The organism is Ruegeria sp. ABF4_144, assembly GCF_056160045.1.
The window spans coordinates 159,141-171,735 of sequence record NZ_JBSWWK010000002.1 but is presented as its reverse complement, the minus strand read 5'-3'; the positions used below and the strand labels follow the sequence as shown (position 1 = coordinate 171,735).

The following is a 12,595-nucleotide window of genomic DNA, read 5'->3' as shown; positions in this document are numbered from 1 at the left end:
GATTTGCGGTTTCACTTAAGGAAATTTGATGCATCGACAAAATGGCTGCTTTTCAAGCCTTAGTGGGGGCGCTATGGCTCGGGTTCATGACGGATTTAATTTCGCTTTATAACGACAGAGTTGCGCAGGGCATCCTTACGCGGGATGACGCGCAAGAAGCCGTGCTGCCTCATTTCGAGCGCATCCGCACAGCTCTTGCCGCTCCGGTCAAGCGCGGGCTGTTTCGCAAAGCCCCTCCTCCGCCGAAAGGGTTGTATCTGTGGGGCGGCGTCGGGCGCGGCAAGTCGATGCTGATGGATATGTTCGTTGATGCGTTGGGGGATATCCCTTCGCGGCGCGTACATTTCCACGCTTTTATGCAGGAAATCCACGCGGGAATGCACAAGGCTCGTCAGGACGGTGTCGAAGACGCGCTGGCTCCGGTGGCGCAAGACGTCGTGAAGACAGTCAAGCTGCTGGCCTTTGACGAGATGCAGATCACCGACATAACCGATGCGATGATCGTGGGGCGGCTGTTTGACATGCTGTACGAGGGTGGAGTTGTGGTCGTGACGACCTCGAACCGGCATCCCGATGATCTTTACAAGGACGGGTTGAACCGGCAGCTGTTTCTGCCCTTCATTGCCCATATCAAAGAGCAGCTACAGGTGTGGGAACTGGTCTCACCCACGGATTACCGCCAGAACCGGCTGGAAGGGGCGCCGGTTTATTTCTCGCCGATCGGACCCGAAGCGCGGCAGAGCGTTCGCAGTGTTTGGAACGATTTGTCAGGTGGCAACGCCGAGCCGCTGATCCTGCAGGTCAAAGGCCGCGCGGTTGAGCTGCCCGCCTTTCGCAACGGGGTTGCGCGGGCATCCTTCTACGATCTATGCGGTCGAATGCTTGGGCCTGCGGATTATCTGGCAATTGCTGAGGAACTGAAGGTTCTGGTCTTGGAGGACATCCCGCGCCTGTCGCGGAATAACTTCAATGAAGCCAAGCGGTTCGTGACGCTAATTGATGCCCTTTATGAGGCTAAGGTACGCCTGATCTGTTCCGCCGCGGCCGAGCCCGAAATGCTGTACGTCGAGGGTGAAGGGACGTTTGAATTTGAACGCACCGCCTCGCGCCTGCGTGAGATGCAGGATCAGGATTGGGGGAAATAAGCAGCTCTGCTCCCCACCGTTTTCGCCGTGGGGGTATTTAATCGGCAGGGAGAGTTCTTAGCGGTCGTTCTTCAACCGTTTTCGCGCAGGATATTGCCAGCTAGATAAAGCGAGCCGCAAATCAGCACGCGAGCTTGCGGGTTTTCTGCCACGATCGCGTTCAGCGCATCAGAGACGCTGTCGGCGGTTGTCGCAGCTAGGTCAACCTTGGCCGCAGCGGCGGCGGTGTCTTCAGCACTGAGCGTGGCGGCCTCTCCGGGGATAGAGACGGCGGTCAGGCTTTGGGCACGTTTCGCCAGCGGAGACAGATAGCCGGTGACGTCCTTGGTATTCAGCATACCGCAGATCATATGCGTAGGACGGTCGGGCAGTTTGGCCAGAACGTCAGCCAGCGCGATCCCGGCGGCGGCATTGTGGCCGCCATCCAGCCACAGCTCGGCCTGCGGCGCGGCGTCGACAAGCGGGCCGGTCTTCAAACGCTGCATCCGTGCAGGCCATTCGGCCTTGGTTACGGCGGCTTCATAGGCGTCATCGCCCAGATTGAAGTGGCGCAAAACAGCCAGCGCGGCGCCAGCGTTCTGGATCTGATGTGCGCCCAACAAGTTCGGTAAAGGCAAGTCGCGCAGGCCGGTTTCGTCTTGATAGATCAGGCGTCCGTTTTCCTCATGCACGTGCCAGTGTTGACCGTGGATCAACAGCGGAGCGCCCAGACGCGCAGCGGTGTATTCGATGACCTCCAGCGCCTCGTCCTGTTGCGGGCCGACAATGCAAGGCACACCGGGTTTGATGATGCCTGCCTTTTCCGCGGCAATTTTGCCCAGCGTGTCGCCCAGAAATTGCTCATGGTCAATCGACACCGGCGTGATCACCGTGACGGCCGGTTCGTGAATGACATTGGTTGCGTCCAGACGACCGCCAAGTCCGACTTCAAGCAGAGTGTAGTCCGCCTGCGCCCGCGCAAAAGCCAGCAGGGCGGCGCAGGTCGTGATCTCGAAATAAGTAATGTTTTCGCCGTTATTGGCGGCGTAGCATTCATCCAGAACTGCCGTCAGGTCGGGCTCGGAAATCAACTCTCCGGACAAGCGGATGCGCTCGTGAAACCGTGCCAGATGCGGCGAGGTATATGCGTGAACCGACAGCCCTGCGCCTTCCAGCCCTGCCCGGATCATGGCCTGGGTCGAACCTTTGCCATTGGTTCCGGCGATGTGGATCACCGGCGGCAGTTTGGTCTGCGGGTTGTCCAACGCAGCCAGCAAACGCCAGACGCGATCCAAGGTCAGGTCAATGATCTTGGGGTGCAGGGCCATCATCCGGTCAAGGATGACGTCAGATGTCTGGGTGGTCATTTCTCGCCTGCGTCCTCAGCCGGTGCTTCGGCGGGGGCTTCTTCAGGTTCGGGCGCAGGCAGGTCGCCTTTGACCGCCGGAGGCTGGTTCATCAGCATGCGCGTGATGGTGATCAGTTCCTCGCGCATTTCGGTGCGTTTGGTCACGCGGTCCAGCATTCCGTGATCCAGCAGATATTCGGCGCGCTGGAACCCTTCGGGCAGTTTTTCACGGATGGTTTGTTCGATTACCCGCGGCCCGGCAAAGCAGATTAGTGCATTAGGTTCCGAAATATGCACGTCGCCCAGCATAGCATAAGACGCGGTCACGCCCCCGGTGGTGGGATGGGTCAGCACGACGATGTAAGGCAGATTCGCCTCTTTCAACATCTCGACAGCGACGGTGGTTCGCGGCATCTGCATCAGGCTGAGGATGCCTTCCTGCATCCGTGCGCCACCCGCAGCCGAAAACAGGATCAGCGGGCGTTTAAGTTTCACCGCCTCCTGCGCGGCGGCGATGATGGCGTTGCCGACATACATGCCCATCGAGCCGCCCATGAACGAGAAGTCCTGCGCAGCAGCGACGATCGGTGTGCGGCCAATCTCACCGCTGGCGACCAGCATCGCCTCTTTTTCACCGGTCTTTTTCTGCGCGGCTTTCATGCGGTCAGGATATTTCTTCTGATCGCGGAACTGCAGCGGGTCGTCTTTAGGCGCAGGAACGTCGACCTCAGTGAAAATTCCACCGTCAAACAGGTGCTTGAACCGGTCACGCGGGGTGATCGCCATGTGATGACCGCATTGGGTGCAGACGTTCTGGTTTTCCGCCAGCTCACGATGGAAAAGCATTGTGCCGCATTCGTCGCACTTGTGCCAAAGATTTTCGGGCACTTCCCGGCGCGAGAAGATCGAGTTAATCCGGGGGCGGACGTAGTTTGTGATCCAGTTCATGTCGGAACCTTATTAAGCGGCGTTGACGTCAAATAAGACGCCACGGAAGGAAATGCAATCAACGCCTGAGCGCAAGTCGCGCTGTCAGCCAACAGACAATCATCACCGCGAAATCCACGTACAGCCATTGCCGCAGCATTCCAGTTTCGGTCAACTCGTATGGTAGCAGGTACAACGCAAGACCGCTGAGGGTGTCGGGCATTGAAATGAACAACAACGCAACGGTATTATTCAGAAAATGCAAGGCGATAGCGGGACCCAGCGTTCCGGATCTTGCTGTCAGATCAGCGGCCAGCAAGCCGAACACAAAGGCCCAGATTGTCACGAGCAACGCATTATCCCCTGTCACGCCCGGCGCGTAGTGTCCGGCGGCAAACAAAACCGAAGGCAAACCCATCCAGATCACTGGCGACCGGAATCTAGCCGCCAGGGATTGCTGAATATATCCCCGAAACAGCACTTCTTCGGCGCTTGTTTGAATCAGTACTGCAATTGCCGACACCGGTAGCAACAACAACCAAGTCGACAGGGCTAGGTTCTGGGTCAGCGGCTCGCCCATTCCGTAAGGCGGCGCTAGGGTCAGGACCACGCCCAAAACTGCTAAGGCCAGCGTCACTTTCCAGAATTGCAGCCGGAACAGACTGCGCTGCCCCAGAATCGCACGCAACGAACGGCGCTGCATCTGCCGGGCTGCAATGGCCACACCCAGCGTCAGAAAACCGAAACTCATCAGCAGAATTAGCGTGGCCAGAGTTGAGGTGCCTCGCAGAAATCCCTGCGCCTGATCCGGCGAAAGCAGGCCACCAATAAGGGCGAACAGAACCGAATTCAGCGTTACATACAGCACGCCGACGATGACAAGCCCGACCAGCAACCGCCAAATCTCGGGCCGTGCACGGGCGTCAGTCACAAGCTGTTCGTGGGCGGAATAAGAGGCGGGTTCACGCATTGCTGTCTGTGCTTTCGCCATCGATAGATTGCGGTATGTCAGGGAAGACATCAGCGGTGTTCTGAACCGTGTTAAGCCTGTTGGACAACGTGGTCAGATATCCGGCAACGGTTTGCAACAGTTGAACCGCTACCGAGGCATCGCTTTCGATCACGGCCCGCAGCTCCTCGGCACCAATACGCAGGAAGGTACAATCGGTGGTGGCTTCCAGGTCCAGTTGACGGAGATCACCTGTGATGATCGACAAATCTCCAATCAGGCGACCGGGTTCGATGATCGAGATCGTTCGCTTGCCGCCGCCCTCTTCGGTCCAGATCAAATTGGCCTGCCCCTTGATGCACAGATAAGCCGCGTCGGGCGCCTGCCCGCGGGAAAAGACCATCTGACCCTCGGCCACCTCATACCATTGCGCCGAAAATGCCAGCAGGCGTTGGTTGCGTGCGTCGATACCCGAGAACAGCTCGGTCGAAGCGATAATCTGCAGCTTCCTGCTTAGATCGGCCGAGGCCCCTTCTTCGTGACGGTCCTGGGTTCGTGCGACGCCGTCGATGCGACCATCCTTGATTTCAATGAACAGATCATAGGCCTCGGGGTGGGCAAAATGATCTTCCATGAAGATCATGATCGAATCCGGCAGCAACTCGCGCAACCGTAGGCGCGTGCGCAGGCGACTTTGGGAATCGTGGCTGGCCAGCGCTTTGTCGAGGATCAGAATATCCGGGCGTTTGATCCCGGCGCGGGAAAACGCTGCGCGTTCCTGAAATACGGTCGGCAGGTTGTTCCCGCCAAGACCGGTGGGCAGGTCGAACATGGTGGATGCAGCGCGGCGTCGCAGCCCGGCCTCGTTGATGGCCTGTGCCACGACGTCCTCGATCTCTTCGGCGTGTGCGCCCGCCATCAGCGAGACCCGCCCGTACAACGCGTTCTCCATCACCGTCAGTCGCGGCAGGTAACTGTCCGGAGATAGCGGTACGAACATCTCACCCAGCGCCCCGCGCAACCTTTCGGAATGGTTTTTGCGGATAGAAAGGATCTTGTCCTTGTATTCATCGGGGAAATCGGGGCCAATCTGCTCGGCCGTCAACAGGAACGGGATGGTCAGCAACAGCGAGCGCTCCGAGTCGCTGATCCCGCCGTCCCCCCTGGACTTAAGCCGATCCTTGATGTCGAGCAGGCGGTGATACATGTCTTTCGACATTCCCAAACGCAGAAACAGCGGGTGATCCGTTCCGTCGCGGCCAAAAGCCTGATCCAGCGTCTCAAGAACGGTGGTGCCCATGGTCATAGCATCGCCGGCCAGATCGGGCATCCCTAACATGCTTCGGAACCGAGTGTCACTGGCCAGCGTCTCGGGCGTGATGTCCCGCGACGGAGTGGCAAAAAGCAGGTTGCCGCCAAGCGGAACAGCCGGGTTAAAGCGTTCGGGGTCGAAACGATAGACGTGACGGTCCAGCCCCCTTTCCTTAAGCCGCTGGGCCACAGTTTCGCGCAAGTCCACGACCCCTTGCGCCAATACCGGGTGCAGTTTTGGATCGAACCGCGTGCGCAGCGTGCGCCGCAGCATGAACTCGTCGATCCCCATTGCTTCGACCAGTTTGAACCACCAGTCCCGGATGTCATCGATATCGTCCAGCCCGGCCAGTTCCGGATCAATCCATTCGTCGGCCAGCGAATCCGTTGGATTGCCGGACCTGGAAGCTTCGATTTGCCAACGGTTTGGAGCTTGTTCCGCCTCAGCCTCGTGCTGAGGATGCGGGCGCAGCGGCATCAACAGGTTGTCGCCCAAGGTGCCGTTGAACAGGTATGGCCTTGAATAGGCGTAGCCGATCCGCGCTGCGATCACGGTCTGATGCAGGTCCTTCAAGTTATGACCGGCCATAATGACGTCTCCCTGCACCGGCAGGACTTCGCGGGTCAGCACTTGTGCGAGCGCATTGCGTTCTGCGGAGTGGCCGGACTGGATCGCCACCCGAGCACCTTTCGGAATGGTCAGGTCGATGTCTTCCAGGATGGTTTTTCCATCATCGTCACGCACGGTCACGTTGCGCAACTCAATTTCGCCGGTCAGATGCGGGATCACCTCGGGCTCGCCAACGAACAACTCTTCCGGGATCATGTTCGAGGGGGCAAAACGCTCGGTCACCACCTCCCACCGCAGAGACATGTCCTGTACCTGATTGTAATAGGTCAGTAAATCCTTCCATGGGCCGCTGAGGTCCTTGTAGGCCCCAAGTGCCGCCACCAGCGCACCCACTGTCACCTCTCCCTTGATCGCCAGATAACCGCCGACCGAGTAGAACAGAAACGGCGTCATCTGCGTGATCAGGTTGTTCAAAAACTTCATGAAGAATTTTTTGTTGTAGATCTTGAACCGGATCTCGAACAAGAGCCCCAAACGGTGGCTGAATTGCGCCAGCCGATATCGCCAGCCGCCATTGGTGCGCAGATCGCTAATACCTGCCGCGCTTTCTCCAATCTCTGAGCTGAGGTTCCGAACCTCCTGAATACGTTCCTTGTTCAGCAGGTTGATCTGGCGCTGCAGTTTCGGGATCAGCCACGCCTGCAGCGGGATCAGCGCGATACTGGCCAACCCGAACCAGACGCTTTGCATGAACAGGAAGGTGACGATGGTCATCATCTGGCCGAACTGGAACACCGGCTGGGCGATGGCGTCGCCCATCAGCCCGCCCATCGGCTCTGCCTCAGAGGTGATCATCGACACCAGTTCACCCTGACTGGTGGTGGCGAAATAGGATTTTGGAAACCGCATAGTACGATGGATCAGGGTGAACCGCAGGCGGCGCAGCATCCGCTCGGCCAGAATGCCCTTCATCGTGTTGATACGCATCTTCATCAATCCGCTGGCAATCACCGTGGCCAGAAAGGCGAAACACAGGATCATCAAGTACTGCACCTGCGTTACCGTGAACCCCAGCACCGCGACCGAGTCACTGGGGGCGCCGATGGCGCCATTGATGATCTGCTTGGGCAGCTCAAGCGAGGCATAGAGGAAAGGAAACGACAGGACTGTCAGAAACAGCAGGACAAGCTGTTGTTTCCTGGAGTGTTTCCAGATGAATGCGAACAGAGTGGATTCCATGCCCCGGTCGTGCCTCAAATCTATTGGATGCTTTGTTAGGATTATCCAATGCAATCAGGTGTCAGACGGTACGCACTGGCCCCGGCGATTGCAAGAATGCGGCGGGCTAACAGATTGCCGCCGAATTGACCATCCTTATCGTTGCTCACGAATTTGCGAGTTTTGATCCCTAAAATCGTTTATTCACCTTTCATCCCTGCGCCGTCTTTGACTAAACAGGGCCACATTCTGAATGATGAGACCATGGGCAGACTTCTGGATCGCTATATTCACCGCCGGGTTGTCGAGCGTTGGCGCAAAGTGCAACGCGGTGCGGCTGAAGCGCCTGAACCATTGCTGCGTCAACAGCGGGACGAAGCGCGCAAGTTGCGTACACAGCTGGATATGCTGATCCACGAGGCCAATGGCCGCCTAGCGCGGCCCAGAATCGGGTCAGCCCAATTCCCCAAACCTCTGAGCACAGACTGGTGCTGGCGACCGGACCTGTGGCGCGGACCTTTGTCGCGCCTCGGGGTGGCCTCGGCACCCCGCAGGGCACAGATGGACCGGCAGGTAACACTATTTCATAACTGCCCACTTGCCGAAATCGGGATGCGTCAGACCCGGAATTCTCGCGACAAGGATCTGGCTGCGTTCGGGCTGACGGTCGATGTCTTCGGGTTTTTGGGTTCGTTCCTTTCGTTGTCCGTGGAACTGCCGCCCGAGGCTGCGCAGGGGCTGACAAGACAGCATTTGATGCGCGTTGATGTGCAGGTTGAGCTGGAACAGCCGCTTGAGATGTTTGCCCGGCTCAACATCCAGCACGGGCCCAACACCGAACAGGTGCTGCGCAAGCTTGATCTTTCCACCCCGTCCAACTCGGTGGATTTCGACCTGGCCCACTTGCCCCTGAACGAGTCGCGGATCGAGAAGATCTGGCTGGACCTGATTTTTGACAATCCGCATATGAACTGTGTCGCCTTACGCGATCTGACCTTCTGCCGCCACCACCGCGCCGATTTGTGAGAGTTCCAACCATGACGCTTCCGACATTGACGCCTATCCGGTTCGAAAACGGCCTGTGGCAGGGGTATTTGCAGGCCGACACCGAACCAAAAGTTGACGTGCGCTATCTGGGTGAAACTCTCGACGACATAAGCGTCTCGCCGTCCGAAGGTGGCTGGGACCTGACCGTTCCCGTACCCGTGGCCGCGCTGTCCGACGGGGTGCATTGCTTTGTGATCGTTGATGCGCCGACGTCGGAAAAGCTTGGTGATTTCACCATCATTGCAGGCACTCCCGCGGCGGATGACCTGCGCGCCGAGGTCGAGCTGTTGCGCGCCGAACTGGACATGCTGAAACGGGCATTTCGCCGGGCGCAGAACGCGGTCGAGTGATCAGCTCGGGGCAGCTCCCTATCTTTTCAACGGAAATCCGTGCATCCTAGAGTGATCCGCAGCAGCCTAGGAAAGCGCATGGATCGCAGCAGCATCGTCAAAATCATTGCTTTGATGGTGACGGGGTTCGGGATCGGCATCGACTTTACCGGCGCGCTGATCCTGGTTCCGGCCATCGAAAACAGTTTCGATGCGGACATAACAAGCACGCAGTGGGTTCTGAACATCTACGCCCTGTTCTTCGCCATGACCATGGTCGCCGGAGGGCGCATGGGCGATATGTTCGGGCACCGCAAGATGATGTTGATCGGACTGTCGATCTTTCTGTTTTCCTCTGTCATGTGTTTTGTCTCACCCAATCTGGACTTTCTGATAATCTCCCGCGCTTTGCAGGGGATCGGTGCAGGCTGCGTCTGGCCCTGTACGCTGGCATTTGGCGCGACCAAGGTATCCCACCCCGAGCACCGGGCCATGATCATGGGGCTGATCCTGGCTGGCGTGACCTGTGGCAACGTTTTTGGGCCCTTGATTAGCGGAGCGGCAGTGAACTTCGGGGATTGGAGGCTGTTTTTCCTCGCAAATGTGGTGTTCTCGACCATTTCGATGGTGACCGCCCTGCTATTGATGCAGCGCGAAACCCAGCACAAGCAGGGCGAGCACATCGACTTTGCCGGGATGGGCGTGCTGTCTTTTGCCGTTTTGCTGTTGCTCTACGGGCTGGATGTGGGTGCGGACTGGGGCTGGACCTCGGCCCCGCTGTTGATGTTGTTCTTTGTCAGCGCGGTGTTGTTTGTTCTGTTCCCGCAGGTGGAAAAGCGCGTGAAAGAGCCGTTGTTGCTGCCGCAGATGATGGCGAACCGAGAGTTTCGCATCACATTGGGCCTGAATATGTTCAACGTCTCGGCCGCCTTTGTCGGGCTGATGTATTTTCCCCAATACATGCAAAAGGTTCTGGGCTGGACGACCCTGCAATCGGCCTTTGGGCTGGCACCCTTGACGATTCTTTTGGCGGTGGGGTCCATCCTTTCGGGCCGGTTGTACAATGATTTCGGCCCTAAACGACTTTTGTTCTGGGGATATCTCTGCGCCACGGTAGGGGCAGCCAGCGTTGTGGTAATGCCCGCCGACTTTGGCTATTTCCAGATCCTGCCCGGAATGGCGATGATCGGGCTTGGGGCTACGCTGACGGTTGGGCCCTCCGGTACCGCAGCCGTCTGCGCCGTTAAACCAGAGCGGGCCGGACTAGTTGGTGGGCTGAGTTTCATGACACATTTGGTCTACGGTGCCATCTCGGTCGCCTGTGCTACTGCGATCATGTATCTTGTCAGTTTGCGTAGTCTGGGGGAACGCCTCACATCCGCTGGGATTGATATTTCAGAGGCCGGTCAGCGGGCGATCAATGGTGGAACGCTGACCACATCCTCGGCCAAGGCCGTCATGGAAAAGCTGAGCAGCGCCGAAGCCGAAAAGGTCCGATCCGCCATCGCCGCCTCCTTTGATACTGGAATGAACACGGCCTTCATCTTTGCAACCCTGTCGGTTTCGGTCGGGGTCGTGCTGGCCATGATGCTGGACGAAGAAAAGCTGCATAAGGTTGAAAGCTGACACACCCAAACAAAGGCCACACCCGAATGGACCAGTTGAATCTTGCCAGCTTCGACCCAAAATGGTATATACATAAATATATACCGGAGGGCACAATGATCGAAACTAAAATCCGCAAGGTCGGAAATTCGGCTGTCATGACTCTGTCCACCGAGATGTTGACCATCCTCGATGCCAAAGAGGGTGACACCCTTTTTGTCCTACGAGGTGACGATGGCACGTTGAAAATCATGGCCCACGACCCGTCGGTCGCCGAGGCGCTTGAGGCCGCTGAAATCGTAATGGACGAGAACCGCGATCTGCTTCAGGCACTGGCGTGAAATCCCTGATCTGGGTTCCGCTGGCGGCGGTTGTTGCTATTCACGACCGACAGATTTCACGACATGGCGGTGCCCCCGGAATACGAGACCGCGCGCTTTTGGAGATGGGCTGCGCGAGGGCCATGAACCTAGCAGCCTACGCTGATGCCGATCTTGCCGAAATTGCGTCAGCATACGCATTTGGCATCGCCAAGGCGCACGCTTTCGTCGACGGCAACAAAAGAACGGCCTTTGTGACTGCTCTCACATTTCTGCGGCTTAACGGGTATGCTTTCCTTCCCAGCCCGGCAAAGGGTGTGCAGATGATGGAAGGTTTGGCAGCAGATCAGATTGATGAAGCGGAATTTGCAAACTGGTTGAAAGCTGGCTGGAAACCCATCTGAACCGACAAATGCAATCGAATTGAAAAGCCCCGCCAAAAACGAGCGGGGCTTTCAACATTTGTTTTCAGAAACCGCCCATCAGGCGGCTTCTTTCCTGTTACTGCGACGGTCCATTCGGGTTGAAGGCCGACAGACCCTTGAGGATGTCAATGGCATAGGCCAGCTGGTAGTCCTGCTCGCGCAGCTCTGCAGTGGCTTCGGCCTTGGCGCGATCTTCTTCGATCTGACGGATTTCATCCTCGCTGAGGCTGTCATTGTTCAGACTGCCGCGCAGATCGGCCTCGGACCGCGAAGGACGATCCGAATCCTCTTCGTCTTCGTTCGGTGTCAGGCGCGGCTGCTCGACGATGATGTCCGGGCTGACGCCAAGCGCCTGGATCGAACGCCCCGACGGTGTGTAATAGCGCGACGTGGTCAGGCGCATGGCTCCGTCCCCGCGCAGCGGCATGACCGTCTGCACCGAGCCTTTGCCAAAGCTTTTAGTGCCGACCACGATGGCGCGGCGGTGATCCTGCAGCGCACCGGCCACGATCTCGGACGCCGAGGCCGAGCCGCCATTGATCAGAACCACAATCGGCTTACCTTCGGCCAGATCGCCGGGGGTGGCGTTGAACCGCTCACCTTCGCCCGGATCACGACCACGGGTCGAAACGATCTCACCTTCGTTCAGGAAGGCATCCGACACCTTGATCGCCTGCGTCAGCAGACCACCGGGGTTGTTGCGAAGGTCCAGAACAAAGCCGTTGACCTTTTCGATGCCGCCAGCCTCTTCGATCTGTTCGTTCAACCCTTCCTGCAGGTTGGGGAAGGTCTGGTCGTTAAAGGTGGTCACGCGCAGAACGACGCTGGTGCCTTCGGTCCGGGCGCGCACGGCGGTCAGCTTGATGGTGTCGCGGATGATGGTGACATCGAAGGGCTCCTGCTCACCTTCGCGCACGACGGTGATCACGATTTCCGAACCCACCGGGCCGCGCATCAGGTCAACCGCCTTGTCCAGCGTCAGGCCCAGAATGCTTTCGCCATCAACATGGGTGATGAAATCGCCAGCTTCGATTCCCGCCGCATCTGCGGGTGTGTCATCGATGGGCGAGACGACTTTCACAAAGCCCTCTTCCTGCGTGACCTCAATGCCCAGCCCGCCGAACTCACCACGAGTCTGCACGCGCATCTGCTCAGCGTCGTCAGGAGAAAGATAGCTGGAATGCGGGTCCAGCGAGGTCAGCATGCCGTCAATTGCGGCTTCGATCAGTTCTTCAGGCTCGACCTCTTCGACATATTGCGCACGAATGCGTTCAAAAATGTCGCCGAACAGATCCAGTTGCTCATAGACACTGGCATTGTTTTCGGCCTCCTGCGCCAGCAGAGGGCCCGCGATCTGAGTGGTTGCGATTACGCCTGCCACGGTTCCGGCCAGAGCGGCCATCACAAATTTCTTCATACGT

General features: G+C 58.0%; 11 protein-coding genes. 6 read left to right on the top strand and 5 right to left on the bottom strand.

Going from position 1 to position 12,595, the window contains the following annotated elements; all coding sequences use genetic code 11:
- Nucleotides 1-86 precede the first annotated feature (86 nt).
- On the top strand, nucleotides 87-1,145 hold the full coding sequence (zapE, locus tag ACXAGD_RS19145) for a cell division protein ZapE (protein ID WP_475212959.1): 1,059 nt from the start codon (nucleotides 87-89) through the stop codon (nucleotides 1,143-1,145).
- 71 nt (nucleotides 1,146-1,216) lie between these two features.
- On the opposite strand, the gene ACXAGD_RS19140 is transcribed toward zapE, so the two are convergent.
- The 4 genes from ACXAGD_RS19140 to ACXAGD_RS19125 are packed head-to-tail and all read right to left on the bottom strand — an operon-like array spanning nucleotide 1,217 to nucleotide 7,469.
- A complete protein-coding gene (locus tag ACXAGD_RS19140) occupies nucleotides 1,217-2,491 on the bottom strand; it encodes a bifunctional folylpolyglutamate synthase/dihydrofolate synthase (protein ID WP_475212958.1) in 1,275 nt (424 codons plus the stop codon).
- Nucleotides 2,488-3,420 carry an acetyl-CoA carboxylase, carboxyltransferase subunit beta gene (accD, locus tag ACXAGD_RS19135; RefSeq protein WP_475212956.1) on the bottom strand — a complete coding sequence of 311 codons (933 nt, stop codon included), beginning with the start codon at nucleotides 3,418-3,420 and terminating at the stop codon, nucleotides 2,488-2,490. The genes ACXAGD_RS19140 and accD overlap by 4 nt, the downstream gene beginning before the upstream one ends.
- Nucleotides 3,421-3,478: 58 nt before the next feature.
- On the bottom strand, nucleotides 3,479-4,369 hold the full coding sequence (locus tag ACXAGD_RS19130; RefSeq protein WP_475212955.1) for a lysostaphin resistance A-like protein: 891 nt from the start codon (nucleotides 4,367-4,369) through the stop codon (nucleotides 3,479-3,481).
- Nucleotides 4,362-7,469 carry an ABC transporter transmembrane domain-containing protein gene (locus ACXAGD_RS19125; protein ID WP_475212953.1) on the bottom strand — a complete coding sequence of 1,036 codons (3,108 nt, stop codon included), beginning with the start codon at nucleotides 7,467-7,469 and terminating at the stop codon, nucleotides 4,362-4,364. The genes ACXAGD_RS19130 and ACXAGD_RS19125 overlap by 8 nt, the downstream gene beginning before the upstream one ends.
- Before the next feature lie 243 nt (nucleotides 7,470-7,712).
- Here ACXAGD_RS19125 and ACXAGD_RS19120 point away from each other — a divergent pair, with 243 nt between their 5' ends.
- The 5 genes from ACXAGD_RS19120 to ACXAGD_RS19100 all read left to right on the top strand — a co-directional run bounded on the left by ACXAGD_RS19120 (nucleotide 7,713) and on the right by ACXAGD_RS19100 (nucleotide 11,153).
- A complete protein-coding gene (locus tag ACXAGD_RS19120) occupies nucleotides 7,713-8,474 on the top strand; it encodes a DUF6478 family protein (protein ID WP_475212950.1) in 762 nt (253 codons plus the stop codon).
- An 11-nt stretch (nucleotides 8,475-8,485) separates the two neighbouring features.
- Nucleotides 8,486-8,845, top strand: a complete 360-nt coding sequence (locus ACXAGD_RS19115) for a hypothetical protein (protein ID WP_475212948.1) — start codon at nucleotides 8,486-8,488, stop codon at nucleotides 8,843-8,845.
- A gap of 78 nt (nucleotides 8,846-8,923) precedes the next feature.
- Nucleotides 8,924-10,450: an MFS transporter gene (locus ACXAGD_RS19110; RefSeq protein WP_475212947.1), complete on the top strand. Its 1,527-nt coding sequence runs from the start codon at nucleotides 8,924-8,926 to the stop codon at nucleotides 10,448-10,450.
- Nucleotides 10,451-10,545: 95 nt separating this feature from the next.
- The gene (locus ACXAGD_RS19105) at nucleotides 10,546-10,770 is read left to right on the top strand and encodes an AbrB/MazE/SpoVT family DNA-binding domain-containing protein (RefSeq protein WP_475212944.1); all 225 of its coding nucleotides are present in this window, start codon (nucleotides 10,546-10,548) and stop codon (nucleotides 10,768-10,770) included.
- Complete coding sequence (locus ACXAGD_RS19100) at nucleotides 10,767-11,153, top strand: type II toxin-antitoxin system death-on-curing family toxin (RefSeq protein WP_475212942.1); 387 nt, start codon at nucleotides 10,767-10,769, stop codon at nucleotides 11,151-11,153. The genes ACXAGD_RS19105 and ACXAGD_RS19100 overlap by 4 nt, the downstream gene beginning before the upstream one ends.
- Before the next feature lie 97 nt (nucleotides 11,154-11,250).
- Here the strand turns inward: ACXAGD_RS19100 and ACXAGD_RS19095 are convergent, their stop codons facing one another.
- A complete protein-coding gene (locus ACXAGD_RS19095) occupies nucleotides 11,251-12,591 on the bottom strand; it encodes a S41 family peptidase (protein WP_475212940.1) in 1,341 nt (446 codons plus the stop codon).
- Nucleotides 12,592-12,595: the final 4 nt, after the last annotated feature.

What these genes read in the sequence shown, in the direction of transcription:
- zapE (WP_475212959.1), top strand. Translation starts at nt 87, where the DNA reads ATGACGGATTTAATTTCGCTTTATAACGACAGAGTTGCGCAGGGCATC.
- ACXAGD_RS19140 (WP_475212958.1), bottom strand. Translation starts at nt 2,491, where the DNA reads ATGACCACCCAGACATCTGACGTCATCCTTGACCGGATGATGGCCCTG.
- accD (WP_475212956.1), bottom strand. Translation starts at nt 3,420, where the DNA reads ATGAACTGGATCACAAACTACGTCCGCCCCCGGATTAACTCGATCTTC.
- ACXAGD_RS19130 (WP_475212955.1), bottom strand. Translation starts at nt 4,369, where the DNA reads ATGCGTGAACCCGCCTCTTATTCCGCCCACGAACAGCTTGTGACTGAC.
- ACXAGD_RS19125 (WP_475212953.1), bottom strand. Translation starts at nt 7,469, where the DNA reads ATGGAATCCACTCTGTTCGCATTCATCTGGAAACACTCCAGGAAACAA.
- ACXAGD_RS19120 (WP_475212950.1), top strand. Translation starts at nt 7,713, where the DNA reads ATGGGCAGACTTCTGGATCGCTATATTCACCGCCGGGTTGTCGAGCGT.
- ACXAGD_RS19115 (WP_475212948.1), top strand. Translation starts at nt 8,486, where the DNA reads ATGACGCTTCCGACATTGACGCCTATCCGGTTCGAAAACGGCCTGTGG.
- ACXAGD_RS19110 (WP_475212947.1), top strand. Translation starts at nt 8,924, where the DNA reads ATGGATCGCAGCAGCATCGTCAAAATCATTGCTTTGATGGTGACGGGG.
- ACXAGD_RS19105 (WP_475212944.1), top strand. Translation starts at nt 10,546, where the DNA reads ATGATCGAAACTAAAATCCGCAAGGTCGGAAATTCGGCTGTCATGACT.
- ACXAGD_RS19095 (WP_475212940.1), bottom strand. Translation starts at nt 12,591, where the DNA reads ATGAAGAAATTTGTGATGGCCGCTCTGGCCGGAACCGTGGCAGGCGTA.